25 protein-coding genes are annotated in these 24,242 nt (G+C 73.9%); 16 read left to right on the top strand and 9 right to left on the bottom strand.

From position 1 onward, the window contains the following. Nucleotide 1 precedes the first annotated feature (1 nt). Nucleotides 2-910 carry an ABC transporter ATP-binding protein gene (locus K7640_RS08970; protein ID WP_222954233.1) on the top strand — a complete coding sequence of 303 codons (909 nt, stop codon included), beginning with the start codon at nt 2-4 and terminating at the stop codon, nt 908-910. Next, nucleotides 907-2,499 (top strand): ABC transporter permease, encoded by a 1,593-nt coding sequence (locus K7640_RS08965; RefSeq protein ID WP_222954232.1) that lies wholly within the window; start codon nt 907-909, stop codon nt 2,497-2,499. Before K7640_RS08970 ends, K7640_RS08965 begins: the two co-directional genes overlap by 4 nt. An 11-nt stretch (nt 2,500-2,510) precedes the next feature. Here K7640_RS08965 and K7640_RS08960 read toward each other — a convergent pair whose 3' ends face one another. Further along, on the bottom strand, nt 2,511-2,843 hold the full coding sequence (locus K7640_RS08960; protein ID WP_222954231.1) for an STAS domain-containing protein: 333 nt from the start codon (nt 2,841-2,843) through the stop codon (nt 2,511-2,513). A 147-nt stretch (nt 2,844-2,990) separates the two neighbouring features. Here K7640_RS08960 and hemL point away from each other — a divergent pair, with 147 nt between their 5' ends. Genes hemL through ccsB form a run of 6 tightly spaced genes read left to right on the top strand, consistent with a single transcriptional unit; the run spans nt 2,991 to nt 9,017 of the window. Continuing rightward, nucleotides 2,991-4,331, top strand: a complete 1,341-nt coding sequence (gene hemL / locus K7640_RS08955; protein WP_222954230.1) for a glutamate-1-semialdehyde 2,1-aminomutase — start codon at nt 2,991-2,993, stop codon at nt 4,329-4,331. Next, entirely contained in the window at nt 4,324-4,971 is a 648-nt protein-coding gene (locus K7640_RS08950) for a histidine phosphatase family protein (RefSeq protein ID WP_222954229.1), read from the top strand. The genes hemL and K7640_RS08950 overlap by 8 nt, the downstream gene beginning before the upstream one ends. Next, nucleotides 4,971-5,549 carry a TlpA disulfide reductase family protein gene (locus tag K7640_RS08945; RefSeq protein WP_222954228.1) on the top strand — a complete coding sequence of 193 codons (579 nt, stop codon included), beginning with the start codon at nt 4,971-4,973 and terminating at the stop codon, nt 5,547-5,549. Before K7640_RS08950 ends, K7640_RS08945 begins: the two co-directional genes overlap by 1 nt. Further along, a complete protein-coding gene (locus K7640_RS08940; protein WP_222954227.1) occupies nt 5,549-6,415 on the top strand; it encodes a cytochrome c biogenesis CcdA family protein in 867 nt (288 codons plus the stop codon). Before K7640_RS08945 ends, K7640_RS08940 begins: the two co-directional genes overlap by 1 nt. Continuing rightward, complete coding sequence (locus K7640_RS08935) at nt 6,415-8,043, top strand: cytochrome c biogenesis protein ResB (RefSeq protein ID WP_222954226.1); 1,629 nt, start codon at nt 6,415-6,417, stop codon at nt 8,041-8,043. Before K7640_RS08940 ends, K7640_RS08935 begins: the two co-directional genes overlap by 1 nt. After that, on the top strand, nt 8,043-9,017 hold the full coding sequence (gene ccsB / locus K7640_RS08930) for a c-type cytochrome biogenesis protein CcsB (RefSeq protein WP_222954225.1): 975 nt from the start codon (nt 8,043-8,045) through the stop codon (nt 9,015-9,017). Before K7640_RS08935 ends, ccsB begins: the two co-directional genes overlap by 1 nt. Nucleotides 9,018-9,063: 46 nt before the next feature. Here the strand turns inward: ccsB and K7640_RS08925 are convergent, their stop codons facing one another. The 3 genes from K7640_RS08925 to K7640_RS08915 form a co-directional block, all read right to left on the bottom strand. Then, on the bottom strand, nt 9,064-10,425 hold the full coding sequence (locus K7640_RS08925; RefSeq protein ID WP_222954224.1) for a DNRLRE domain-containing protein: 1,362 nt from the start codon (nt 10,423-10,425) through the stop codon (nt 9,064-9,066). Between the two features lie 170 nt (nt 10,426-10,595). Next, on the bottom strand, nt 10,596-10,811 hold the full coding sequence (locus K7640_RS08920; RefSeq protein ID WP_222954223.1) for a hypothetical protein: 216 nt from the start codon (nt 10,809-10,811) through the stop codon (nt 10,596-10,598). Nucleotides 10,812-10,905: 94 nt separating this feature from the next. Next, entirely contained in the window at nt 10,906-11,376 is a 471-nt protein-coding gene (locus tag K7640_RS08915) for a MarR family winged helix-turn-helix transcriptional regulator (RefSeq protein ID WP_222954222.1), read from the bottom strand. 63 nt (nt 11,377-11,439) lie between these two features. On the opposite strand from K7640_RS08915, the gene K7640_RS08910 reads away from it, so the two are divergent. Beyond that, entirely contained in the window at nt 11,440-12,024 is a 585-nt protein-coding gene (locus K7640_RS08910) for a carboxymuconolactone decarboxylase family protein (protein WP_222954221.1), read from the top strand. A gap of 104 nt (nt 12,025-12,128) precedes the next feature. Here K7640_RS08910 and K7640_RS08905 read toward each other — a convergent pair whose 3' ends face one another. Continuing rightward, nucleotides 12,129-13,001, bottom strand: coding sequence for an alpha/beta fold hydrolase (locus tag K7640_RS08905; RefSeq protein ID WP_222954220.1), 873 nt, complete (start codon nt 12,999-13,001; stop codon nt 12,129-12,131). Between the two features lie 148 nt (nt 13,002-13,149). On the opposite strand from K7640_RS08905, the gene K7640_RS08900 reads away from it, so the two are divergent. From K7640_RS08900 to K7640_RS08890, 3 genes are read left to right on the top strand one after another with little or no spacing between them, the layout of a single operon-like run. Continuing rightward, complete coding sequence (locus K7640_RS08900) at nt 13,150-14,607, top strand: menaquinone biosynthesis decarboxylase (protein WP_222954219.1); 1,458 nt, start codon at nt 13,150-13,152, stop codon at nt 14,605-14,607. Next, a complete protein-coding gene (gene mqnP / locus K7640_RS08895) occupies nt 14,607-15,512 on the top strand; it encodes a menaquinone biosynthesis prenyltransferase MqnP (RefSeq protein WP_222954218.1) in 906 nt (301 codons plus the stop codon). The genes K7640_RS08900 and mqnP overlap by 1 nt, the downstream gene beginning before the upstream one ends. A gap of 4 nt (nt 15,513-15,516) precedes the next feature. Next, nucleotides 15,517-16,146, top strand: coding sequence for a UbiX family flavin prenyltransferase (locus K7640_RS08890; protein WP_222954217.1), 630 nt, complete (start codon nt 15,517-15,519; stop codon nt 16,144-16,146). A gap of 27 nt (nt 16,147-16,173) precedes the next feature. Here the strand turns inward: K7640_RS08890 and K7640_RS08885 are convergent, their stop codons facing one another. After that, the gene (locus K7640_RS08885) at nt 16,174-16,440 is read right to left on the bottom strand and encodes a BldC family transcriptional regulator (protein ID WP_222954216.1); all 267 of its coding nucleotides are present in this window, start codon (nt 16,438-16,440) and stop codon (nt 16,174-16,176) included. 268 nt (nt 16,441-16,708) lie between these two features. Here K7640_RS08885 and K7640_RS08880 point away from each other — a divergent pair, with 268 nt between their 5' ends. From K7640_RS08880 to K7640_RS08870, 3 genes are all read left to right on the top strand, one after another. Next, the gene (locus K7640_RS08880; RefSeq protein ID WP_222954215.1) at nt 16,709-17,167 is read left to right on the top strand and encodes an Lrp/AsnC family transcriptional regulator; all 459 of its coding nucleotides are present in this window, start codon (nt 16,709-16,711) and stop codon (nt 17,165-17,167) included. Between the two features lie 589 nt (nt 17,168-17,756). Further along, nucleotides 17,757-18,599: an SDR family oxidoreductase gene (locus tag K7640_RS08875; protein WP_222954214.1), complete on the top strand. Its 843-nt coding sequence runs from the start codon at nt 17,757-17,759 to the stop codon at nt 18,597-18,599. Nucleotides 18,600-18,621: 22 nt separating this feature from the next. Next, complete coding sequence (locus K7640_RS08870; protein WP_222954213.1) at nt 18,622-19,713, top strand: PLP-dependent cysteine synthase family protein; 1,092 nt, start codon at nt 18,622-18,624, stop codon at nt 19,711-19,713. A gap of 19 nt (nt 19,714-19,732) precedes the next feature. On the opposite strand, the gene K7640_RS08865 is transcribed toward K7640_RS08870, so the two are convergent. The 3 genes from K7640_RS08865 to K7640_RS30075 all read right to left on the bottom strand — a co-directional run bounded on the left by K7640_RS08865 (nt 19,733) and on the right by K7640_RS30075 (nt 23,033). Then, on the bottom strand, nt 19,733-20,353 hold the full coding sequence (locus K7640_RS08865) for a putative glycolipid-binding domain-containing protein (protein ID WP_222954212.1): 621 nt from the start codon (nt 20,351-20,353) through the stop codon (nt 19,733-19,735). A 110-nt stretch (nt 20,354-20,463) separates the two neighbouring features. Then, complete coding sequence (locus tag K7640_RS08860; protein WP_374198067.1) at nt 20,464-22,242, bottom strand: DEAD/DEAH box helicase; 1,779 nt, start codon at nt 22,240-22,242, stop codon at nt 20,464-20,466. A 332-nt stretch (nt 22,243-22,574) separates the two neighbouring features. Further along, the gene (locus K7640_RS30075) at nt 22,575-23,033 is read right to left on the bottom strand and encodes a hypothetical protein (RefSeq protein ID WP_308042489.1); all 459 of its coding nucleotides are present in this window, start codon (nt 23,031-23,033) and stop codon (nt 22,575-22,577) included. Nucleotides 23,034-23,610: 577 nt separating this feature from the next. Here K7640_RS30075 and K7640_RS08850 point away from each other — a divergent pair. Next, entirely contained in the window at nt 23,611-24,114 is a 504-nt protein-coding gene (locus K7640_RS08850) for a hypothetical protein (protein WP_222954210.1), read from the top strand. Nucleotides 24,115-24,242 lie beyond the last annotated feature (128 nt).

Here is a 24,242-nt window from a genome sequence, read left to right as displayed (position 1 = left end):
TATGGAAACTCCCATTGCGGTGGCCGGCCTGGTCAAGACCTTCGGCCGGATCAGGGCACTGGACGGGCTCGACCTGACCGTCCGCGCCGGCGAGGTGCACGGCTTCCTGGGCCCCAACGGCTCCGGCAAGTCCACCACCATCCGGGTGCTGCTCGGCCTGCTGCGGGCGGACGCGGGGACCGTCCGGCTGCTCGGCGGCGACCCCTGGCGGGACGCGGTGCCGCTGCACCGCCGGCTGGCGTACGTGCCGGGTGACGTGACCCTCTGGCCCAACCTCTCCGGCGGTGAGGTGATCGACCTGCTCGGCCGGATGCGCGGCGGCCTCGACCCGAAGCGCCGGGCCGAGCTGCTGGACTCCTTCGAGCTGGACCCGCGCAAGAAGGGCCGCACCTACTCCAAGGGCAACCGGCAGAAGGTCGGCCTGGTCGCCGCCCTCGCCTCCGACGTCGAGCTGCTCATCCTCGACGAGCCGACCTCGGGCCTGGACCCGCTGATGGAGGAGGTCTTCCAGCACTGGGTCGGCCGGGCCAAGCGGGACGGCCGCACCGTGCTGCTCTCCAGCCACATCCTGGCCGAGGTGGAGGCGCTCTGCGACCGGGTGACGATCATCCGCAACGGCCGGGCGGTGGAGAGCGGCACCCTGACCGAGCTGCGCCACCTGCACCGGACCGCGATCGACGCCGAGCTCACCGGCGCGGTGGACGGTCTCGGCGACCTGCCCGGCGTGCACGACCTGCGGGTGCAGGGGCAGCGGGTGCGCTTCGACGTCGACACCGCGGCCCTGGACGCCGCGCTGCGCCGCCTCACCGAGCTGGGCGTACGCAGCCTGGTCAGCCAGCCGCCCACGCTGGAGGAGCTCTTCCTGCGGCACTACGAGTCGACCGGCGAGCCGGCGGAGGCGACCCGATGAGCACGCTGACCGGCACCCGCCACCTGACCCGGCTGATCCTGCGCCGGGACCGGATCCTGCTGCCGCTCTGGGTGCTGGTCCTCGCGGTGCTGCCGATGACGTACGCGACCAGCTTCTTCGAGCTCTTTCCGACCGCCGCCGAGCGGGCCGCGTACGCCACCGGCACCGGGCGGAACCCGTCGATCGTCGCGCTGCTCGGCCCGCTGTACGGGGAGAGCGTCGGCGCGCTGACCGCCCAGCGGGGCGGCTTCCTGCTGGCGATCGTCGCGCTGGCCGCCCTGCTCACCGTCGTCCGGCACACCCGCACCGAGGAGGAGGCCGGGCGGCGGGAACTGCTCGCCGGCAACGTGCTCGGCCGGTACGCCGGCCTCACCGCCGCCCTGCTCGTGACGTACGCGGCCAGCCTGCTGCTCGGCCTGCTCACCGCCGCCGGCCTGGTGGCGGCCGGGCTGCCGGCCGCTGGCAGCCTGGCGTACGGGCTGGCCACCGCGCTGACCGGCGTCGTGTTCGCCACCCTGGGCGGGCTGGCCGCCCAGCTCACCGAGAGCGCCGGTGGCGCGCGGGGGATCGGGATCGGCGTGCTCGGGCTGGCCTTCGCGCTGCGGCTCGCCGGGGACGCCGGCGGCCGGGAGTGGCTGAGCTGGCTCTCCCCGCTCGGCTGGGCACCCCGGGTCCGGCCGTACGAGGGGGACCGCTGGTGGGTGCTGGCGCTGCCGGTCGCCGCCTCGGCGCTGCTGGCGGCCGTCGCGTACCCGCTGTCGGTGCGCCGGGACCTGGGCGCCGGGCTGCTGCCCTCGCGGCTCGGCCCGGCCACCGGGGGACGGGGCCTGTCCGGGTCGTTCGGGCTGGCCTGGCGGCTGCACCGGGGGCAGATCCTCTGGTGGTCGGTCGGCTTCGGCCTGCTCGGGTTGATCCTCGGCGGCGCGGCCGAGGCGGCCGGCCGGTCGGTCGAGGGCAACCCGCGGCTGGAGGAGATCCTGGCCCAGCTCGGGGGCGCGTCCGGGCTGGCCGACGCGTACCTCGGGGCGACCCTGGGGCTGACCGGGATGGCCGCCGCCGGTTACGGCATCCAGGCGGCGCTGCGGATGCGTACGGAGGAGACCGCCGGGCGGGCCGAGCCGCTGCTGGCGACGGGCACCCACCGTTCCACCTGGCTGCTCTCCCACCTGCTGTTCGCGCTGCTCGGCCCGGCGGTGGTGCTGCTGGTCACCGGCCTGGCCACCGGCCTGGCGTACGGGATCAGCGTCGGCGACGTGCCCCGCGAGCTGCCCCGGATGCTCGGGGCCGGCCTGGCGCAGCTACCCGCGGCCTGGGTGCTGGCCGGCCTGGCGGTGCTGCTGTTCGGGCTGCTGCCCCGGCTGGCCCCGCTGGCCTGGGCGGCGCTGGCGGCCGTCGTGCTGCTCGGTCAGCTCGGCCCGGTGTTGAAGCTGGACCAGTGGCTGCTGGACCTCTCCCCGTTCACCCACACGCCGCAGGTGCTGCGTCCCGACTGGAGCGCCACCCCGCTCGCCGTGCTGGCGGCCCTGGCCCTGCTGCTGGCGCTGGCCGGCCTGGCCGGCTTCCGGCGGCGGGACGTGCCCGCCGGCTGACCGGGAGCGGGTCAGGGTGCGGTCTCGTTGCGGATCATCAGGGCGCTGCGCAGGCCGGTGATGTCCAGGACCCGGAGGAGGAAGTCGCCGACGTTGCTGAGGACCAGCAGGCTCTGGGCGTGGCTGGCCTTGCGGCTGAGCACGACGAGGGTGCCGAGGCCCTGCGAGTCGCAGAAGGTGACCCCGCCCAGGTCGAGCACCACGCGGGGCGGCGGATCCGCCAGCGCCTCGTTGACGACGGTGCTGAGTTGGGCGGCCGTGAGCATGTCGATCTCACCGACGAGGCGAAGGACAACCTCATCGCCAGTGCGGTGTACGGTGATGGACAGTTCGGCACGATCCACCCGGTCAGCCTATCGCGATCTCGCCGGTGCGGCCCGTCGAGGCGATGGGCGTCGCGGCGTGAGTCGGCCCGGCCTGCGTGAGCCGGGTAACCCCGCTGCCGGGGTGCCTGCCGATTCGCCGTCCGGCGCTGACACAATGGCGGCATCGTGACCGACACCTTTTCCGCCGGATCCGGCCGCTACCCGGCCGACGCGCCGGCCTCCGAGGCCCTGTTCGACCGCGCCAAGGCCATCGTGCCGGGCGGGGTGAACTCCCCCGTGCGCGCCTTCCGTGCCGTCGGCGGCACCCCGCGCTTCATGGTCCGGGGGGAGGGTCCCTGGCTGTACGACGCCGACGGTCGCCGCTACGTCGACCTGGTCTGCTCCTGGGGCCCGCTGATCCTCGGCCACGCCCACCCGCAGGTGGTCGAGGCGCTGCGCGAGGCCGCCGGGCTCGGCACCAGCTTCGGCACCCCCACCCCGGGCGAGGTGGAGCTGGCCGCCGAGATCGTCGCGCGTACCCCGGTCGAGCAGGTGCGGCTGGTCAACTCGGGCACCGAGGCGACCATGTCGGCGATCCGGCTGGCCCGCGGCTTCACCGGCCGCGCCAAGATCGTCAAGTTCGCCGGCTGCTACCACGGGCACTCGGACGCGCTGCTCGCCGCCGCCGGCTCCGGGGTGGCCACCCTCGGCCTGCCCGACTCGCCCGGCGTCACCGGCGCGGCGGCCGGCGACACCATCGTGCTGCCCTACAACGACCTGCGCGCGGTCGAGGAGGTGTTCGCCGCCGAGGGCCGGCACATCGCCGCGATCATCACCGAGGCGGCGGCCGGCAACATGGGCGTGGTCGCCCCGCGCGCCGGCTTCAACCAGCAGCTCGCGGCGATCGCCCACGCACACGGCGCGCTGCTCATCGTCGACGAGGTGATGACCGGGTTCCGGGTCTCCCGCGCCGGGTGGCACGGCCTCGACGCCGCCGACGCCGACCTGTGGACGTACGGGAAGGTGATGGGTGGCGGGCTGCCCGCCGCGGCCTTCGGCGGGCGCGCGGAGATCATGGCGAAGCTGGCCCCGGCCGGTCCGGTCTACCAGGCCGGCACGCTCTCCGGTAACCCGCTGGCCTGCGCGGCCGGCCTGGCCACCCTGCGGCTGGCCGACGACGCGCTCTACCGCAAGCTGGACGACACGGCCGCCGTGGTGGGCAAGCTGGCCGGCGACGCGCTGGCCGCCGCCGGGGTCCCGCACCGCCTGTCGTACGCGGGCAACATGTTCTCGATCTTCTTCACCGACGCCGACGTGGTCGACTACGACAGCGCCCGCACTCAGCAGGTGCCCGCGTTCAAGGCGTTCTTCCACGCCATGCTCGCCGCCGGCGTCTACCTGCCGCCGAGCGCGTTCGAGTCGTGGTTCGTGTCGGCGGCGATCGACGACGCCGCCCTGGAGCAGATCGCCGCGGCCCTGCCGGAAGCGGCGAGCGCGGCGGCAGCAGCGGGGGGAACTCATGGCTGAGACGGTGGTGCACGTGCTGCGGCACGGCGAGGTCTACAACCCGCAGGGCATCCTCTACGGCCGGCTGCCCGGTTTCCGCCTCTCCGAGCTCGGCGTGCAGATGGCCAAGGCGGCGGCGCAGGCCCTCGCCGACAAGACCGTGGTGCACGTGGTGGCCAGCCCGCTGGAGCGCGCCCAGCAGACCGCCGAACCGATCGCCGCCCAGTTCGGGCTCTCGGTCGGGGTGGACGAGCGGCTGATCGAGAGCGCCAACTGGTTCGAGGGCAAGAAGGTCTCCCCGGGCGACGGCGGGTTCCGCGACCCGCGCAACTGGTGGGTGCTGCGCGACCCGGTCACCCCGTCCTGGGGCGAGGCCTACCAGGTCATCGCGGAGCGGATGTTCGCCGCCCTGCACGCCGCCCGGGTGGCCGCCGAGGGTCGGGAGGCGGTGCTGGTCTCGCACCAGCTGCCGATCTGGACCCTGCGCCGCTACGTCGAGCGCAAGCGGCTCTGGCACGACCCGCGCCGTCGGCAGTGCGGGCTGGCCAGCCTCACCTCGTTCCACTTCGACGGCGCCAAGATCGCCGGCATCGGCTACTCCGAGCCGGCCGCCCACCTGATCGCCATCTCGCCGACCGCCCGGACGGCCAAGGGGGCCTGATGCGCGCCCGGAGGCCGATCGCCGCCCTGCTCACCGCCGTCGCCCTGGCGGCGGCGCTGGCCGGTTGCGGCTCCGGGAGCCAGGAGAGCCGCTGCGCGAACTCCGACGGCATCGTGCAGTGCGCCCCCGACCAGCGCGCCGCGGCCCCGGAGATCGCCGGCGACCTGCTCGACGGCACCGGCCGGTACGACGTGTCCCAGGCCCGCGGCCAGGTGGTGGTGCTCAACTTCTGGGGTTCCTGGTGCCCGCCCTGCCGCGCGGAGGCCGACGACCTGGAGGGGACCTACCAGGCGACGAAGGCGACCGGGGTGACCTTCCTCGGCATCAACGTGCAGGACAGCCGGGACAAGGCGATCGCCTTCGAGGAGGGCCGGGTCACCTACCCGAGCCTGTTCGACCCGGCCAGCCGGTTGGCGCTGGCGTTGAACATCCCGCCGAACACCATCCCGGCGACGGTGATCCTCGACCGGGAGGGCCGGGTCGCCACGGTGATCCGGGCGGCGGTGCGGCAGGAGGGCCTCCAGCCCCTGGTGGAGAGGGTCGCCGCCGAGCAGCCGCCCGCCGACGGTTCCCGCTGATGGGTGAGACCTTCCGCCAACTCGCCCTCTCCGGCCCGCTGCTGCTGGCCGTCGGCGCGGCGGCGCTCGCCGGGCTGGTCAGCTTCCTCTCCCCGTGCGTGCTGCCGCTGATGCCCGGCTACCTGTCGTACGTGACCGGGCTGGCGGGTGCCGAGCTTGAAAGTGCAAGGAAGGGCCCCCTGTTAACGCCTCCGGTAGAGCAGGGGCCCCCTGTTAACACCTCTGCCGACCGGGCGAGCGGCGGGCTGGCCGTGGCCGCGCCGCCGGCCGCCCGGCGGGTGGTCGCGGTGAAGGGCCGGGTGCTCGCCGGCACGCTGCTGTTCATCGCCGGCTTCACCTTCGTCTTCACCTCCACCGCGATCCTCTTCGCCAGCTTCGGCCGGGTCTTCTTCGACCACGAGCGGACGCTGGAGATCGTCATCGGCGCACTCGTCGTCCTGCTCGGCCTCGGCTACCTCGGGGTGATCCCCGGCATGCAGCGGGAGTTCCGGATCAACCGGCTCCCCGCCGCCGGCCTGCTCGGCGCGCCGGTGCTGGGCGCGGTGTTCGCGCTCAGCTGGCTGCCCTGCACCGGCCCCACCCTCGGCGCGGTGCTCGGCATGGCCACCGCCGGCGGGCAGACCGACCGGGCGGTGGTGCTGGCGGTGGCGTACTGCCTCGGGCTGGGGCTACCGTTCGTCGTCTTCGGGCTGGGCTTCCACCGCCTGCTCGGGGTGTTCCGCGCCGTCCGGCGCAACAGCCGCTGGGTCACCCGGATCGGCGGCGCCCTGCTGATCCTGATCGGCCTGGCGCTGGTCACCGGGGGCTGGCAGAACTTCGTGATCTGGTTGCAGACCAGCGTGGGTACGGGTGAGGTGAGCATCTGATGACGCCCGTGGACGACCGACCGGCGGCCCCGCCCGCTCCGGCGCCGCGTCGGCGGGTCAATCCGGTGCTGGCCCTGCTGCGCAACTCCTGGCGGCAGCTCACCAGCATGCGTACGGCGTTGATGTTGCTCTTCCTGCTCGCCGTCGCGGCCATCCCCGGCTCGGTGCTGCCGCAGCGCGGGGTCAACCCGGAGCGGGTCGACCAGTACTTCGTCGACCACCCGGAGTGGGCCCCCCGGCTGGACCGGATCGGCGCGTTCGAGGTCTTCGGTTCGGTCTGGTTCTCCGCGATCTACCTGCTGCTCTTCGTCTCGCTGGTCGGCTGCATCACGCCCCGGATGCGCGACCACGTGCGGGCGCTGCGGGCCCGCCCGCCGGCCGCGCCGAAGCGGCTGGAGCGGCTGCCGCAGCACGCGGTGCTGGCGGCGCCGGCCGCCGCCGACCCGGCGGCGATCGCCGCGGTGCTGCGCCGCCGCCGCTGGCGGACCGAGGTACGCGGCAACGAGGTCTCCGCCGAGAAGGGCTACCTCAAGGAGACCGGCAACCTGCTCTTCCACACCTCGCTGGTCGCGGTGCTGCTCGGGGTGGCGCTCAACTCCTGGTACGGCTGGCACGGCAACCGCCTGCTGGTGGCCGGCGAGGACAACGCCTTCTGCAACACCCGCCAGCAGTACGCCGAGGCGAAGCTCGGCCCCCGGGTGGACAGCGCGGACCTGCCGCCGTTCTGCCTGACGCTGGAGCGGTTCGAGGCCCGGTTCCTGGAGTCCGGCCAGCCCGAGTTCTTCAACGCCACCGTCTCCGTCGAGGAGCAGGGGAAGGCCGCCCGCGCCGCCGACTTCTCGGTGAACTCGCCGCTGCGGCTCGACGGCGCCAACGTCTACCTGCTCGGCCACGGGTACGCCCCGGTGATCCGGTACACCGACCGGTTCGGCCGCAGCCAGACCAGCACGGTGCCGTTCCTGACCACCGGCGACATGGGGCTGACCAGCGAGGGGCTGGCCGCGTTCCCGGACGCCAACGTCGACCCGAAGACCGGTCGCCGGGACCCGAACCTCCAGATGGCGTTCACCGGTCTCTACCTGCCCACCGCGCCGGACTCCCCGCCGTTCGTCCGCTCGCAGTATCCGACCGAGCGGAACCCGGCGCTCAACCTGATCGCGTACCGGGGGAACCTCGGCCTGGACGCGGGCATCCCCGGCTCGGTCTACAAGCTGGACCAGCGGCAGGTCGACGCGGGCCGGGTCAAGCAGGTCGGGGACAAGCTGCTCCGGCGGGGGGAGAGCTGGAAGCTGGACGACGGCACCACCGTCGAGTTCCTGGGCACCGAGCGGTACGTCACCCTCTCCGTCCGGAAGGACCCCGGCTCGACGCTGCTGCTGGTCAGCAGCGGGACGCTGCTGCTCGGGCTGATGGGCTCGCTGTTCGGCCGGCGGCGTCGGGTGTGGTTCCGGGTGGTCCCGGCCGGTGGCGACCCCGGCAACGGATCTCCGACGAGCGGTAGTAGTTTGGTGGAGGCCGGCGGACTGCCGCGTACCGACAATCCCGGGTTCGCCGACGAGTTCACGCAGCTCGTGACGGCGGTACGCGGGGACGCGAAGCCGGCCGGGAGCCGAGAAGGGGCCGAGTGATGTCCGCACTCTCCGACCAGCTGGTCACGTTCGCGATCCTGGCGTACCTGGTGGCCATGATCAGCCACGCCGTCGAGTACGCCCTCGGCGACGCCCGGCGCCGCACGGCCGCCGCGGCGCCCGCCCGCGAGCTGGTCGGCGCCGGGGTGGGGGCCACCGGCGAGGTCGAGCCGCCGGCCGCGGACGACGCGCCGCCGGTGCGGGACCGGGTGGCCGAGCGCGGCCGGTTGGCCGGCCGGATCGCCGTGGCGGTCACCGCGCTGGCCGCCGCGCTGCACCTGGGCGCGCTGGTCACCCGCGGGGTCGCGGCCGACCGGATGCCGTGGGGCAACATGTACGAGTTCGTGCTCACGGTGACCTGGATCGGCGTCGCGGCCTGGCTGGCGGTGCTGGTCAAGCGCCCCGGGCTGCGGCAGCTCGGGCTGTTCCTGACCCTGGTGCAGGTGCTGCTGCTGGCCTTCGCGGAGCTGAAGCTCTACACCGAGGTGGTGCCGCTGGTGCCGGCGCTGAACTCGTACTGGTTCATCATCCACGTGTCGACGATCGTCTTCTCCTCCGGCATCTTCCTGCTGGGCGTGGTGCCGGCGGTCGCCTTCCTGATGCGCAACGGGTACGAGCAGGGCCGGCGGAGCTTCCCGTACACCCTGGCCAAGCGGCTGCCGGCGGCGGCCGCGCTGGAGCGGTTGACCTTCGGCCTGCACGCCTTCTCCTTCCCGATCTTCACCTTCGCGGTGATCGCCGGGGCGATCTGGGCGGAGGCGGCCTGGGGTCGGGCCTGGGGCTGGGACCCGAAGGAGACCTGGGCGTTCATCTCCTGGGTGGTGTACGCGGGCTACCTGCACGCCCGGGCCACCCCGAGCGTGCGGCGCAACGTGGCCACCTGGATCGCCGTGCTCGGCTTCCTCACCGTGCTGATGAACCTGTTCGGGGTGAACTTCTTCTTCACCGGCCTGCACTCGTACGCGGGGATCTGACCCCGGCCGGTGGGTTGACTGACCCCACCGGCCGGACCCGTACCGGTCAGTGGCAGCTGCCGGTGCCGGAGTCGGTGAAGGTCCCACCGGCCACCGGCAGGAACTGCCAGGTGTAGCTGCTCGGGGAGAGGGTCAGCCGGAGCACCCCGAAGGTGTTCCCGTTCTTGACCTGACTGTTCGCGGCGGGCGAGGGGAACGTGCTGCGCAACGGTCGGCCTCCGGTGCCCACCACCCATTCCCGGATGCCCCGGGTCGGGTCGGCGACCCCGGCCGGGTTCTGCGGGGCGAACCGTTCGTACTGGTGGTTGTGGCCGTTGATGACGATCTCGGCACCGGCGTCGTAGAGCGCCTGGAAGAGCGGCCGGACGTTGGACGACGTCCGGCCGGCGGAGCTGAACAGCGGGTGATGGTACTGCGCCAGCGTGCAGCGGGCCGGGTGCGTGGCCAGGTCCGCGCGCAGCCAGCGCTCCTGGGGTGAGCCAGCCTGGCAGCCGCCCACCTGCGAGCAGTTGGAGTTCAGCACGATGATGTGCCAGCCGGCCTTGTCGAAGGAGTAGTAGCCCTTGCCGGGCGGCAGGACCGACCCGAAGTAGTTGAAGGTGGGGGTGGCTCCGGCGGTGATGTAGTCGTGGTTACCGAGGATGGGCTTCGTGCGGTCCTTGAACCGGCCCCAGGTCGGGCCGTAGCAGTTGGCAAGCTGCGCCGCCGTTCCGCTGTCGGTGAGGTCGCCGCCGGCCATCACGGTGCCGGGCTCGCGGGCGATGATCTGCGCGGTCTGCTCCGCGCCGGTGGTGGAGCAGGCGGAGATGTCTCCGGCGTTGAGCAGCACGTTGTCGCCCGTGTTCGGGGAACCGGTCCCGACGATCAGCTGCGGGGCGAGGGGACCGGACTCTCGGCTGTCGTAGAAGGCGCCGTCCGGGTTGCTGGACGAGAGGGAGAAGGCGACGACGCCGTTGCCGGTGACGGCACCGGTGATGGTGAGCTCGTACCAGGTGTTGCTGTGTACCTTGCCGATCGAGCCGAGCGGAGCGCCGATCGACGCCGGCCGGCTGGCGTAGGTGAGCGTGTTCTCCGACCAGCCGGTGCCGACCTGCTGGACGGTGCCGCCGGCCGGGCTGGGCGCGTTGGCGGTGGTCTGGACGTGCAGCCGGAGCCGGACGCTGGTGACCGGCTCGGTCAGTTGGGTGACCGCGAACTGCAGGTACGAGATCCGGGTCGGGGCGGCACCGACCACCAGAGAGTTGGCGCTGTTGAAGTTCGTGCCCGGGCTCGACGAGCTGACAAACGTGTCCTGGCTGGGGAGGAAGGTCCGGGTGGTGGTCGCCGCCGCCGCCGGCGGTGCGCCACCGAGCAGACCGACCGCGAGGACGAGGGCGGTCAACACGCCCTGGGAAGCGCGTCGGTTCATGGGATCTCCGTTCCGGCGACTCACCTGTGCCGCTTGCTGGGCACGGCGGGACGCTCGTGGTGGGCACCCAGTGAACGCAGCGCGCCGTCACCGGAGTGTGATCGCCGTGCGACCCGCCGTGACGCCAGCGGTCGGCGGGCGTCCCGGTGCCACCGGCGCGGGAGCGACGGTCAGCTCGCCCGCGCGCGGTGGGTCGCAGCCCGGCCGGTGAGCACCCCGTCGACCTGGAGCGTGACCTGGTAGGCGATCTCCGGGATGTCGGCCAGGTCGACCCGGTCGGCGCGCAGAGCCAGCTGGGCGTGCAGCTCGCGGGCCACCGCGTCGCGGATCTGCTGGAGCAGGGGCGAGAGGCCGTCCGGATCGCCGGACACGTACGCGTCACTCATGCCGCCAATCGTTCGCCTCGACCGCGCGCGTGTCATCCCGCCCCGCGCAGGATGTAGAACTACACCTCTTGAAACTGTGGTTCTACGAAATGTGTCAGGTGCCGAACCAGCCGGGCACGTCGAGGCGGAAGACGTCGGCGGCGGTGACCCGGCGCAGGTCGTCCTCCAGCGCGGCGACCCGGTCCGCGCCCAGGGTGGCGCACCACCTGTCGCGCAGGTCGTCGAAGATCACCGCCGATCGGCGCAGCCCGTCGAGGCCGCGCGGGGTCGTACGGACCAGCTTGCGGCGGGCGTCGCGGGGGTCGTCGGTGCGTTCCAGGTAGCCGAGGGCGACCAGTCGGTCCACCGTCTTGCCCGCCGCCTGCTTGGAGACGCCGAGGCGGTGGCCCAGGTCGGAGGCGGTGGTGCCGGCGGTGCCGACGGCCTGGAGGACGAAGCCGTGCAGCGGACGCAGCTCCGGGTGCCCCTGCCGGGCCAGCTCCGCGTGCAGGTCGTCGATCAGGGTACGGAAGCCGGCCAGCAGCAGCAGCGGCAGCGCGAAGCCGGGGCGGTCAGGTGTTGCCATGTTCGACAACCTGGTTTACGGTTTGGTCAACCACATTGACTATCGTATCCGAGAGGGGTCGGCATGTCCCGACCGGCGTTCACCGCACACACCCCCGACACCGCGCCGGCCGCCGCCCGGCCGGTCATCGCCGGCGTCGCGCGCCACCTCGGCCACCTGCCCGCCGCCGTGGGCCTGATGGCCGAGTCACCCGAGCTGCTCAAGGGCTTCCTCGCCGCCAACGCGCTCTTCGAAGCCACCGCCCTCGACCCGGTCGAGCGGGAGGTGGTCGTGCTCACCGTCGCCACCCGCAACTGCTGCCACCTCTGCGTCGCCATGCACACCGCCACGCTCACCCGGCACGGCGCCGCGCCCGAGCTGATCCGCGCCCTGCGGGCCGGCGAGCCGCTGCCGGAGCCCCGGCTGGCGGCGCTGCGCCGGTTCACCGTCGCCGTGCTCGACCACCGGGGCGCGGTCCCCGACGCCGAGCTGGACGCCTTCCTCGCCGCCGGTTGGCGGCCCCGGCACGCGCTGGACGTGGTGCTCGGCGTCGGTACCTACACCATCTCGACCTTCGCCAACCGGCTCACCGACGCCCCCCTCGACGAGCCCCTGATCCCGTACGCCTGGACGCCGGGCGCCGCCGGCAGCGTGCTGCCGGCGGCGTGACGCCCGCGTGGGGTGCCGGTGGCCTGCTGCGGCGGCGTGCTGCCCGCGTGGCCTGTGGCGGCGTGACGCCCGCGCGCTGCCGGCGGTGTGGGCGAGGGGTGGCGTCAGTCGCGCAGGAAGGGCAGCAGCAGGCGGGTCAGCTCCGCCGGGCGCTCCTCGAAGAGCCAGTGACCGCTGTCCTCGACCACCCGGCCGTCGACCGTGTCGGCGTACCGGCGTACCTGGTCGGCCACCTGCCCGCCGAGGCTGGCCCCGGCGCCGACGGCGAGCACCGGCATCGGCAGCGGCTTCGTCCGGTACGTCGCGTTGTCCGTGATGTCCTGGGCGAAGGCCCGGAAGTAGCCGAAGCTGGCCCGCAGGTGAGCTGGGTCGCGCAGGTGCCGGGCGTACTCCTCGATGTCGTCCGCGCCGATGCTGCCCTTGTTGACCATGATCGAGTCGGTGAAGCGGTCCACCCAGAGTGACTCCCGGCCGGTGACCAGCTCCTCGGGCAGGCCGTTGGCGAGGTTGAAGAAGCCGAAGTTCCACACCGCCGGCCCGGCGGCGGTCAACGCGGGAAACGTGTAGACGCTCTCGTCCGGAATCGGCGCCTCGGTCAGCACCAGCCGCGCGACCTCGTCGGGGTGGGCGGCCGCGTAGGCGTACGCGACCATGGTTCCCACGTCGTGACCGACCAGCCGGATGTCGCCGGTCAGGCCGAGGCCGGCCAGCAGGCCGTGCAGGTCGGCGGCGACGGTCTTCTTGTCGTACCCGCCGGCCGGGGCGTCGCTGTCGCCGAAGCCGCGCAGGTCGGGGGCGACCACCTGGTGCGACCGGGCCAGCTCGGGCAGCAGGTGCCGCCACATCCGCCAGCACTGCGGGTAGCCGTGCAGCAGCACCACGGTCGGTCCCTGGCCGCCCCGGACGTAGTTGATCGCCACGTCACCGACCTGGGCCCGCTGCTCGGTGAATCCCGCCGGCACCCGTTCGTCGCCCACGCCATCCCCTTTCCCACGCTGGGGCGCTCGACTACCCGGCTGGCCTCCGTCCATGCCGCTGGGGTGTTAACAGGGGGCCCCGCCTCTACCGAATGCGTTAACAAGGGCCCCTTCCTTGCACCTCAGTGCGGTGGGGGAGGATGGTTGCATGGCTCGTGGGTTTCCGTACACCGATCTCAAGGACTTCCTCGCGGCCCTGGAGGGTGCCGGTGAGCTGCGGCGGGTGAGCGCCCCGGTCGACCCCACGCTGGAGATCAGCGAGATCGTCACCCGGACCGTCCGCGCCGACGGGCCGGCGCTGCTCTTTGAGCGGCCCACCCGGGGCGAGATGCCGGTGGCGATCAACCTGTTCGGCACCGAGAAGCGGATGGCGATGGCGCTCGGCGTCGAGTCGCTTGACGAGATCGGCGCGCGGATCGGTGAGATGCTCAAGCCGGAGCTGCCGCAGGGCTTCGCCGGCATGATGGGCGGGCTCGGCAAGGTCATGCAGCTCAAGTCCATGCCGCCGAAGAAGGTCCGGACCGCCCCCTGCCAGCAGGTGGTCTACCGGGGCGACGACGTCGACCTGGACCGGCTGCCGGGGTTGCAGGTCTGGCCGGGCGACGGCGGGATCTTCCACAACTTCGGGCTGACCCACACCAAGCACCCGGAGACCGGCAAGCGCAACCTCGGTCTCTACCGGCTCCAGCAGCACGGCCGGAACACGCTCGGCATGCACTGGCAGATCCACAAGAATTCCACCGCGCACCACGCGGTCGCCGAGCGGCTCGGCCAGCGGCTGCCGGTGGCGGTGGCGATCGGCGCCGACCCGGCGGTCGCCTACGCCGCCAGCGCGCCGCTCCCCGCCGACATCGACGAATACCTGTTCGCCGGCTTCCTGCGCGGCGAGCGGGTGGAGATGGTCGACTGCCTGACCGTTCCGTTGCAGGTGCCGGCGCACGCGCAGGTCGTGCTGGAGGGCTACCTGGAGCCGGGTGAGCGGCTGCCGGAGGGGCCGTTCGGCGACCACACCGGCTTCTACACGCCGGTCGAGCCGTTCCCGGTGCTGCACATCGAGGCCATGACCACCCAGCGCGACCCGGTCTACCACTCGATCGTCACCTCCCAGCCGCCGCAGGAGGACCACGGCCTCGGCAAGGCCACCGAGCGGATCTTCGCGCCGCTGCTGCGCTTCCTGATCCCGGACATCGTCGACTACGACCTGCCCGCCGCCGGCGTCTTCCACAACTGCGCGATCGTGTCGATCCGCAAGCGCTACCCGAAGCACGCGCAGAAGGTGATGAACGCGATCTGGGGCGCGCACATGATGTCGCTGACCAAGCTCATCGTGATCGTCGACGAGGACTGCGACGTGCACGACTACAACGAGGTAGCGTTCCGGGCCTTCGGCAACGTCGACTACGCCCGGGACCTGCTCCTCACCGAGGGCCCGGTGGACCACCTCGACCACGCCTCGTACCAGCAGTTCTGGGGTGGCAAGGCGGGTGTCGACGCGACCCGCAAGCTGCCCGAGGAGGGCTACACCCGGGGCTGGCCGGAGGAGATGACCATGTCGCCCGAGGTGGTCTCGCTTGTCGACAAGCGCTGGAAGGAGTACGGGATCTGATGGCGACCGCCGTCGAGGAGCGACCCGGACGCGTCACGTCCTTCCTCAAGCTCGTCGCGATCGAGCACTCGGTCTTCGCGTTGCCGTTCGCGTACCTGTCGGCGCTGACCGCGATGCAGGTCAACGGCGGGCGGGTGCGCTGGCTCGACCTGCTGCTGATCACCGTGGCGATGGTCGGCGCGCGGACGTTCGCGATGGCCGCCAACCGGATCCTCGACCGGCGGATCGACGCCCGGAACCCGCGTACGGCGAACCGGGAGCTGGTCACCGGGGCGGTGAGCGTCCGGACGGCGTGGACCGGCGCGGCCGTCGCGCTTGTGGTCTTCCTCGCCGCCGCCGCGCTGCTCAACCCGCTCTGCCTGGCGCTGGCGCCGCTCGCGGTGATCCCGCTGGTGGTCTACCCGTACGGCAAGCGGTTCACCAACTGGCCGCACGCCATCCTGGCGATCGCCCAGGCGGTCGGCCCGGTCGGCGCCTGGCTGGCGGTCACCGGCACCCTCCACGGCTCCTGGCCGGCCTGGCTGCTCGGCGCGGCCGTCGGCCTGTGGATCGGCGGCTTCGACCTGATCTACGCCTGCCAGGACTCGGAGATCGACCGGGAGATCGGGGTGCACAGCGTCCCGGCCCGCTACGGCCGGCGCTTCGCGCTGCACGCCTCGACGTTCGCGCACGTGGTGACGTTCGCGCTGTTCATCTGGTTCGGCGCGCTGGTCGGCTTCGGCTGGCTGTGGTGGATCGGGCTGGCGCTCACCGCCGTGGCCTTCGGCTACCAGCACCTGGTGGTCAGCCCGACCGACCTGAGCAAGGTCAACCGGGCCTTCTTCACCGCCAACGGCTTCGTCGGCATCGCGCTGTTCGTCTTCGCCCTGCTCGACCTGGTGCTCCGCCTCGGTCTGCGAGCGTGAGCCGGTGCGCGAACCATGGGTGGTGGGAGTGTCCGGGGCGTCCGGGACGCCGTACGCCGCAGCGGTCCTCCGCGGGCTGCTCGACGCCGGGCAGCCCGTCGACCTGATCGTGTCCCGGGCGGCGCGGCTGACGATCCTGGACGAGACCGGGCGGCCGTTCCGCGACGGGCACTGGGCCGAGGACCTTGCCGGCTGGCTCGGCCGGGACCTGGCCGACGCGGACCTGCGGCACTGGCCCGCCGGGGACCTCGCGGCCGGCCCGAGCAGCGGCTCCTACCGGGTACGCGGGATGGCGGTGGTCCCGGCGAGCACCGCGGCCTGCGCCGGGATCGCCATCGGGCTCTCCAAGGATCTGCTGCAACGGTCGGCGGAGGTCAACCTCAAGGAACGCCGGCCGGTGGTGGTGGTGCCCCGGGAGACCCCGGTGACCCGCAGCCACCTGGAGCACCTGATCGCGTTGCACGACGCCGGCGCGGTGGTGCTGCCGGCCAGCCCCGGCTTCTACGGCGCCGGCGCCGCCGCCTCGGCCCCGCAACTTGTCGACTTCGTGGCCGGCAAGGTGCTCGACGCCCTCGGCGTGCCGCACACCCTGTTCCGCCGGTGGTCAGGACAGCTGGGAGCGGACCGGTCCTGAGCCCGGTCCGCGTACCCTCGGCACCACTCAGTACATGCCGGCGTTGGCCGGGCCAGGGCCGGTCGAGGCGGTCGGGCCCGCATTTCGCGGCTTGCCCATCTCCTCCGCCTCGTCCAGCATGCCCTCCCCCTCAAGCAGGGCCCGCACCTCGGATTCCCGAAACCGGCGATGCCCGCCTGGAGTCCGGATGCTGCCTATCCGGCCGGCCGCCGCCCATCTCGTCACAGTTTTCGGGTCCACCCGAAACAGCGCAGCGACCTCACCCGGTGTCAGCAGGCGATCTCCAGTGTCCACAGCCCCCTCCTCGCGTCGACGAAGCCCCCGGCTGAACACACTGCCCCCGGCCGGTGCGAGCCCAGAGCCGTCATGAGGGACGTATGGCAATTACAGCACCAGCGACCTGGCCTGTCCGCCAAACGCGAAAAAAGCACTGAGTGGGAAGTTAGTAAATGGTACCGGCGGCGGGGTCCCCTGACTGCGAGTCTGCGAACTGTTACCTGCTGTCATGTCCAACGGACGCCGAGCGCCGGGCGTTACGCCGGGGCAGATAGGGTCACCGTCCGTGGACGCCATCGACCTGAGCCTCGTGGAGCTGCTCCGCGGCAACGCCCGTCTGTCGTACGCCGAGCTGGCCCGGCAGGTCGGGCTCTCCGCTCCGGCCGTGCACGAGCGGGTCGGCAAGCTGGAGTCCAGCGGCGTGATCCGGGCGTACCGGGCCGAGGTCGAGCCGGAGGCGATCGGGCTCGGGGTCACCGCGCTGATCGGCATCGTCGAGGACTCCACCGCCGACACCGACGACGTGCTGGAGGCGTTCCGGCAGATGCCGGAGATCGAGTCCTGCTATTTCATGGCCGGCGTGGAGTCGTTCCTGCTGAAGGCGCGGGTCGGCACGATCGCCGAGCTCGAACAGCTGATCGTGCGGTTGAACCGGACGGCCGGGGTGGCCTCCACCCGGACCGGGATCGCGCTGTCGACGAAGTGGGAGAACCGCCCCCAACCCCTCGCACCCCCCACCCCCTGACCGTCCCCTGACCGCCCCGGCCGGGGCCCACGTGGCCGCGGTCGCCGATGGACCCCGCGGTCGCGGATGGTCGGCTCGCGGCATCACCGTGCTCGGCGACCCGCCGAGGGGGCTGTTTCGGGCGGGCTGGCCCGGGGCCACCCGGCCTGCGGGCACGAGGCCGGCAGGTACCTCATCCACGCCCTACCAACTTGACCTCACAAACGAATCAACGACCCCGCTCTTTGCCGCAGGTCGGCGCTACGGAGCCACCGAATGATTCGTCTACGGCATCAAGTTGGTAGGGCGTGGAACGCACCCATGCGGGGTGTGGTGTCGGCGTGTCGATGCGTCCGGTCGCCTGCGGCCTCGCGGGGCGCGACGTGTCGGGCGTCCGGTCGCCGCCCGCGTCCGGGTCGTTGTCGGGGTGTCGGCGGCTGTAGAGGGGCCGGCTTGCGGCATGTCGCGGTGTCCGGGGGCGGGGAGGTGCCGGCTGCGACGTGTCGCGGTGTCCTCGGCCGGGAAGGGGCCGGCTTGCAGCGTGTTGGGGTGTCCGGGCGGGGAGGGGTGGGCTCTGGCGTGGCCGAGGTCGCGGCGATATCGTGCGCCGATGACGTGGCCGGCACGGGGAGCAGCGCGGGAGGTGGCCGTGGTGACCGGGGCGGCCGGTGGGCTCGGCCGGGCCATCGCCGCCGCGCTGCACGCGGACGGGTGGCGCGTACTCCTGACCGACCTGGACCCCGACGCGGCCCGCGCCGCCGCCGCACCGCTGGGCGGCTGGTCCCGGGCGCTCGACGTGCGGGACGAGGCGGCCTGCGCCGAGGTGGCCGCGACGGCGGCCGACACCCCGGGCGGGCTCGGGCTGTGGGTGAACAACGCCGGCATCCTGGTCACCGGGGCCTCCTGGACGCACGACGCGGCGACCCGGCGGCGGGTGGTCGAGGTGAACGCGCTCGGCGCGATGAACGGCACCATGGCCGCGCTGGACGTGCTGCGCCCGCGCGGTCGCGGGCACGTGCTCAACGTGGTGTCGCTGGCCGGGCTGGTCGCCGCCCCCGGCGAGACGGTCTACGCCGCCAGCAAGCACGCGCTGCTGGCCTTCAGCGTCGGCACCCTCGCCGACCTGCGGCTGGCCGGCCTGCGGGACGTACACGTGTCGTGCCTGTGCCCGGACGGGATCTGGACGCCGATGCTGCACGACCGGCTGGACGACCCCGGGGCGGTGGCCTCGTTCACCGGCGCGATGCTCAGCCCCGAGCGGGTGGCCGCGCGGGCCGCCCGGCTGGCCCGGCGCCCCCGCCCGGTGGTCACCCTGCCCCGGTGGCGGGGCGTGCAGGTACGCCTTCTCGACGCCTTCCCCCGGGCCGCGCTGGGCCTGCTGCCGGTGGTCCGGGCGGCCGGGCTGGCCGGCCAGCGGCGGCAGCGCCGCCGGGTCGGGCCGGAGCCGAGCTGAGCTCACTTGTAACGTTGCCGGCGTGACACATCTGGACCGGTGCGACGAGGCCAGCCGGACGTGGGTGACCGAGGCGATCGCCACGGTCGAGGCCGACGCCAACCGGTCCGCCGACACCCATCTGCTGCCCTTCCCGCTGCCCCGGGCCTGGGGGATCGACCTCTATCTCAAGGACGAGTCGGTGCACCCCACCGGCTCGCTGAAGCACCGGCTGGCCCGCTCGCTCTTCCTCTACGGGCTCTGCAACGGCTGGATCGGCCCGGAGACGACAATCGTCGAGGCGTCCTCCGGCTCCACCGCGGTCTCCGAGGCGTACTTCGCCCGGATGCTCGGGCTGCCGTTCATCGCGGTGATGCCCGCGTCCACCTCGCCCGAGAAGATCACCCAGATCGAGTTCCACGGCGGCCGCTGCCACCTGGTCGACGACCCGGCCCGGGTGGTCATCGAGGCCCGCTGGCTGGCCGAGGACACCGGCGGGCACTTCATGGACCAGTTCACCTACGCCGAGCGGGCCACCGACTGGCGGGGCAACAACAACATCGCCGAGTCGATCTATGCCCAGCTCGCCCTGGAACGGCATCCCGTGCCGGCCTGGGTGGTGGTGGGCGCGGGCACCGGCGGCACCAGCGCCACCATCGGCCGGTACGCCCGCTACCGGCGGCTGGCCACCAAGCTGTGCGTGGTCGACCCGGAGCACTCCGCGTTCTATCCGGCCTGGCAGGCCGCCGACTGGTCGGTCCGGACCGGCCGGGGCTCGCGGATCGAGGGCATCGGCCGGCCGACCGTCGAGGCGTCCTTCCTGCCCTCGGTGGTGGACCGGATGGTGCAGGTGCCCGACGCGGCGTCGCTGGCCGCGATGCGGGCCGGGTCCCGGATCCTCGGCCGCCGGGTCGGCGGCTCCACCGGCACCAACCTCTGGGGCGCGTTCGGGCTGATCGCGGAGCTGCTGACCGCCGGCCGGACCGGTTCGGTGGTGACGCTGATCTGCGACGCCGGGGAGCGCTACGGCGACACCTACTATTCCGACGAGTGGGTGGCCGGGAAGGGGCTGGACCTCGCCCCGCACCTCGCCACCATCGACCGGTTCCTGACCACCGGCGCCTGGCCCGCCTAGACCCTGTCCTGGCGCGGGGTCAGCGCGGGTCGACCCGCTCCGCCAGCCCCGGGTACCGCACCACGAAACCGTCCGGGTCGACCTCCAGGTCGGCGGTGAAGGAGTCGCTGGCGTAGCGCACCCGACCCGGGCCGAGCGAGGTGTAGACCTGCTCGGCGGGAATCACCGCCAGGCCAGGCAGCAGCACCCAGGCGGCCGTGATCGGGTGTGCCTGGTCGGCGGGGAGGCGGCTCAGCCCGAGCCGGCGGATCGGCAGCGTGTTGGTAAGCGGGGAGCCACCCAGGTCGACGTCGAGCGCCTCGGCCAGCCGGTCCGGGTCGTCCGTGCCGGGCAGGCCGGCCGGCGGATGCCCGGCCGCCCGCAGCGCCGCGTCCAGGTCGCCCTCCTCACCGGTCCGCACCCGCCACCCGTCCCCGGCCCGCTCCAGGCGTACGCTCCGCGCCCAGCCGGCGCCCTCCGCGTCGACCTCCAGCCGGCTGGTCGACCAGTCCGGCGCGACGGTCAGCCGGTAACGGCAGGTGTACGGGATCGGGTCCACGGCCAGCGCCGTGCCCTGGGCGGTCAGCCCCGGGCCGTCGTCGAACACGACGTGCTCCGAGCCGGCGGTGTCGGTCCGGGACCAGAAGAGCGACTTCGGCATGCTCGGCACGTTACGCGACGGAACCGACACCGGCAGCGGATGCGCGAACGCCGCCGCCGAGCGGGTGCTCGACGGCGGCGTTCGCGGTGTGCCCCTCGGGGGCCGGGTCGTCAGTGGGTGCGGGCTGGCGGGCGGCCACCGAAGCCGCGCCGGTCGTCCCGCGGCCGGTCGTCGCGGCCCCGCCCCTCGGGCCGGAACCCGCCCCGGCGCTCGGCCGACCGGAAGTCACCCTGGTCGCCGTAGCGCCGCTCGCCGTGGCCGCCCTGGTCGCCGTAGCGCCGCTCGGCCGGCGGGCGGTCCTCGCGGCGGCGGTCGCCGAAGCCCCGTCCGGCGTCGGGCCGGTCGTCGTGCCGCCGCTCACCGAAGCGCCGGTCGTCGCGGGCCGGCTGGCCGCCGAAGCGCCGGTCGTCGCGGCCGTGCTGGTCGCCGTAGCGCCGGTCGTCGCGGGCCGGCCGCTCACCGAACCGGCGGTCGTCGCGGCCGTGCTGGTCGCCGAAGCGGCGGTCGTCGCGGCGCTCGCCCCGGTCGACGTGCCGGTCGCCGCCGAAGCGGCGCTCGCCGCCGGCCCGACCGCCGAAGCGGCGGTCACCGCGTCCGTCCCGGTCGGCGGAACCGCGCGGGCCGCCGCGGCGCGGCTCCGGCTCGTCCCGTACCGGCACCCCGCTCGGCTCGCGCGCGCCGGTCAGCTCGGCCAGCGCCGCGTCGCCGGCCCGGACCCGGAGCTCGGCCGGCTCGACGCCCGCCCGCTCCAGCATGGCCAGCGTGGTGCGGCGCTGCTTCGGCAGCACCAGCGTGGCCACCGCGCCGGACTCGCCGGCCCGGGCGGTACGCCCCGCCCGGTGCAGGTAGTCCTTCGGGTCCTTCGGCGGGTCCACGTGCAGCACCAGGGAAACCCCGTCGACGTGGATGCCGCGGGCCGCGACGTCCGTGGCGACCAGCACGCTCGTCCGGCCCTCGCGGAACTCGGCCAGGGTGCGGGTGCGCATCCGCTGGGTCTTGCCGCCGTGCAACCCGCCGGCCCGGACGCCGACCGCCGCGAGCTGGTCGACCAGCCGGTCCACCCCCAACTGGGTACGGGCGAAGACCATCGTCCGGCCGTCCCGCGCGGCGATCGAGGCGACGACGGAGAACTTGTCATGCGGCGGGATCAGCAGCACGTGGTGGTCCATGGTGGACACCGACGCGGTGGAGGGGGCGGTGGAGTGGGTGACCGGGTCGGTCATGAACCGCCGGACCAACGCGTCCACGTCCCCGTCGAGGGTGGCCGAGAAGAGCAGCCGCTGGCTGTCCGCCGGCGTCTTCGCCAGCAGCTCGGTGACCTCGGGCAGGAAGCCCATGTCGGCCATCTGGTCGGCCTCGTCGAGCACGGTCACCTCGACGTCGTCCAGGCGGCACACGCCACGGGCGATCAGGTCGCCGAGCCGGCCCGGGGTGGCGACCACGATCTCGACCCCGCGCCGCAGCGCGTCGATCTGCCGGTCGTACGGCACCCCACCGACGGCGGTCTTGAGGAAGATGCCCACGGCCTTGCCCAGCGGCAGCAGCGCGTCGTTGACCTGCATGGCCAGCTCACGGGTGGGCACCAGCACCAGGGCGCGCGGGTGCAGCGGCCGGGCCCGGTTGCGGTCGGCCAGCCGGGCGATGATCGGCAGCCCGAAGGCCAGGGTCTTGCCGGAGCCGGTCTGGCCCCGGCCGAGGACGTCCCGGCCGGCGAGCGCGTCCGGCAGGGTGGCCCGCTGGATCTCGAACGGCGTGGTGATGCCCTGCCGGGCGAGCGCGCGGACCAGCTGGTCGGGCAGGCCGAGAGCGGCGAAGTCCGGGGTGCCGGCGGGCTCGGTGGAGGTGTCGAGGGCGGACGGGAACGTGCCGGGGTCAGCGAAGGTGGTCAACAAAAGCCTTTCGAGCGGGCGGGGCGCATCTTCGCGATGGCCCGCCGCGCTGAACGCCGCTGATTCGCCCGCAAGATCGCCCATGGGCGCGGCAGAACGCGCGCCAGGTCAGTGATCCCGACAAGTGTACGGCGATCGGGCCGCTCCGCCCACGCCTGTGGCCGGTAGTGGGCGGGCTCACCCGGCCCGAGGCGCGGCTCACCCGGCCGGCGGCGCGGCTCACCCGGCCCGAGGCGCGGCTCCTCATCCCGGCTGGCGGCGTGGCTCACCCGGCCCGAGGCGCGGCTCCTCATCCCGGCTGGCGGCGCGGCTCACCCGGCCCGAGGCACGGGTCAGCCGGAGAGCAGGTTGCCGAACAGCCCGTCCAGCGCGTCGTTGGCGAGCACGATCACGAGCACGCTGATCGCCACCAGCAGGGCCAGCGCGGCGGCCAGCACGACGACCACCCGTACCGTCCGGGAGCGGGTGGTCGTCGGCTCCTCGGCCCAGCCCTGGGCCAGGATGTGCCCGGTCAGCGACCCGGAGTTCTCCACCGGGTTGCCGGCCGGGAAGGAGACCGTCGCGAATCCCGGCCCCTCGGTGCCCCCGTACCCCGTGGTGGCCAGGTCCGGACCGCCGCGGTAGGCCCGACCGGTGGGCGCGGCGGCGGCCGGGGACCACGCCGGTCCGCCGGCAGCCCCGGCAGCCCCGGCGGGTCCGGCCGGCCGGTCGGACCGGCTGGCCGGCTCCGCCCGGCGGTCGGCCGGCTTGGTCGGCGGCGGCCAGGCGGGCAGCGCCGGAGCCGGCACCACCGGCGGGGCGGCCGGCGCTGGGGGTGCCGACGGCGCTGGGGGTGCCGACGGCGCTGGGGGTGCGACGGCCGGTGGTGCTGGTGGTGCGGCGGCCCGTGCCGCCGGCGGAGCCGGGCGTGCGGCGGCCCGTGCCGCCGGCGGAGCCGGGCGTGCGACGGCGGGCGGGGCCGGGCGTGCGGCGGCGGGTGGGGCCGGCACGGAGGCGGTACCCCGGGGTGCGGCCATCGCGGGCGGCGGCGGGAACGGCGGTGCCGGCATCGGCCCGGGCGGACCCGGCGGTCCGGGGATCGGCGGCCCCGGCGGCGGCACCGGAGGGCCGGGCACCGGGGGGATCGGACCGGGCGGCGTGGGTCCAGGGCGGGGCGGGGCGGGAACCGGCACCGGAGGCGGCACGGGCGTCGGCGCGGGCGTGGGTGCGGGTTCCGGCCCGGGCACGGGCGTGGGCGCTGGTTCCGGCCCCGGCACCGGGCTGGGCGCGGGTTCCGGCTCCGGGGTGGGCGGCGTCGGCGGCTGGGCCGGCTCGGGCGGCTGGGCGGGCTCCGGCGGTTCGGGGTTCACCGGGCCCGACCGGTAGACGGTGGCCTGGCCGCCGTGCGCGGCGGCCGGCGCGGCCTCGGTGGCGGCGACCCGGTTGAGGCCGGGAACCGAGGCGGTGGCCCGGGCCGCGCCACCGGCGGCGGGGAGCCGCCGCTGCTCCGGCAGGTGCGCGGCGGCCGGCTCCGATACGGCGGCCGGCTCCGAAGCGGCGGTCGATCCCGGCAGGGCGTCCGGTTGCGCGGCGGCCTTCGGTTCCAAGACCGGGTTCGGTTTCGAGGCAGCATTCGGTTCCGAGGCAGCATTCGGTTCCGAGGCAGCATTCGGTTCCGAGGCAGCATTCGGTTCCGAGGCAGCATTCGGTTCCGAGGCAGCATTCGGTTCCGAGGCGGCGTTCGGTTTCGGGGCCGCGTCCGGCTCCGAGGTGGTGTCCGGTGTCGTGGCTGCGTTCGGTTTCGGGGCGGTGGTCGCCACGGATGCGGCGGGCGGCTCAAGTGCGGCGCTCGCCTCGGGTGCGATGCCCGACTCGGGTGCGGCGGCAGACTGACTCGGCGCGACCGCCCGGGGCGCGGGCGCGGGTGCCGGGGTGGCGGGCGCGGCGTTGGCGGGCCCGGGGCCCGTGCTGCTCGCCGGCGGGGCTGACGAGGGCGGCCCGGCCTTCTCGAAGGCGGACCA

Origin of the sequence: Micromonospora sp. PLK6-60 (genome assembly GCF_019890675.1) — a bacterium.
Lineage (GTDB): Bacteria > Actinomycetota > Actinomycetes > Mycobacteriales > Micromonosporaceae > Micromonospora.
This window is presented reverse-complemented; position numbering and strand designations above follow the sequence as displayed.

Excerpts from the sequence above, each read along its gene's own strand:
- K7640_RS08910 (WP_222954221.1), top strand. The coding sequence starts at position 11,440 with ATGTCCCGACCGGCGTTCACCGCACACACCCCCGACACCGCGCCGGCC.
- K7640_RS08940 (WP_222954227.1), top strand. The coding sequence starts at position 5,549 with ATGGGTGAGACCTTCCGCCAACTCGCCCTCTCCGGCCCGCTGCTGCTG.
- K7640_RS08925 (WP_222954224.1), bottom strand. The coding sequence starts at position 10,425 with ATGAACCGACGCGCTTCCCAGGGCGTGTTGACCGCCCTCGTCCTCGCG.
- K7640_RS08950 (WP_222954229.1), top strand. The coding sequence starts at position 4,324 with ATGGCTGAGACGGTGGTGCACGTGCTGCGGCACGGCGAGGTCTACAAC.
- K7640_RS08865 (WP_222954212.1), bottom strand. The coding sequence starts at position 20,353 with ATGCCGAAGTCGCTCTTCTGGTCCCGGACCGACACCGCCGGCTCGGAG.
- K7640_RS08970 (WP_222954233.1), top strand. The coding sequence starts at position 2 with ATGGAAACTCCCATTGCGGTGGCCGGCCTGGTCAAGACCTTCGGCCGG.
- K7640_RS08920 (WP_222954223.1), bottom strand. The coding sequence starts at position 10,811 with ATGAGTGACGCGTACGTGTCCGGCGATCCGGACGGCCTCTCGCCCCTG.
- K7640_RS08915 (WP_222954222.1), bottom strand. The coding sequence starts at position 11,376 with ATGGCAACACCTGACCGCCCCGGCTTCGCGCTGCCGCTGCTGCTGCTG.
- K7640_RS08945 (WP_222954228.1), top strand. The coding sequence starts at position 4,971 with ATGCGCGCCCGGAGGCCGATCGCCGCCCTGCTCACCGCCGTCGCCCTG.
- K7640_RS08935 (WP_222954226.1), top strand. The coding sequence starts at position 6,415 with ATGACGCCCGTGGACGACCGACCGGCGGCCCCGCCCGCTCCGGCGCCG.
- K7640_RS08875 (WP_222954214.1), top strand. The coding sequence starts at position 17,757 with ATGACGTGGCCGGCACGGGGAGCAGCGCGGGAGGTGGCCGTGGTGACC.
- K7640_RS08965 (WP_222954232.1), top strand. The coding sequence starts at position 907 with ATGAGCACGCTGACCGGCACCCGCCACCTGACCCGGCTGATCCTGCGC.
- ccsB (WP_222954225.1), top strand. The coding sequence starts at position 8,043 with ATGTCCGCACTCTCCGACCAGCTGGTCACGTTCGCGATCCTGGCGTAC.
- mqnP (WP_222954218.1), top strand. The coding sequence starts at position 14,607 with ATGGCGACCGCCGTCGAGGAGCGACCCGGACGCGTCACGTCCTTCCTC.
- K7640_RS08900 (WP_222954219.1), top strand. The coding sequence starts at position 13,150 with ATGGCTCGTGGGTTTCCGTACACCGATCTCAAGGACTTCCTCGCGGCC.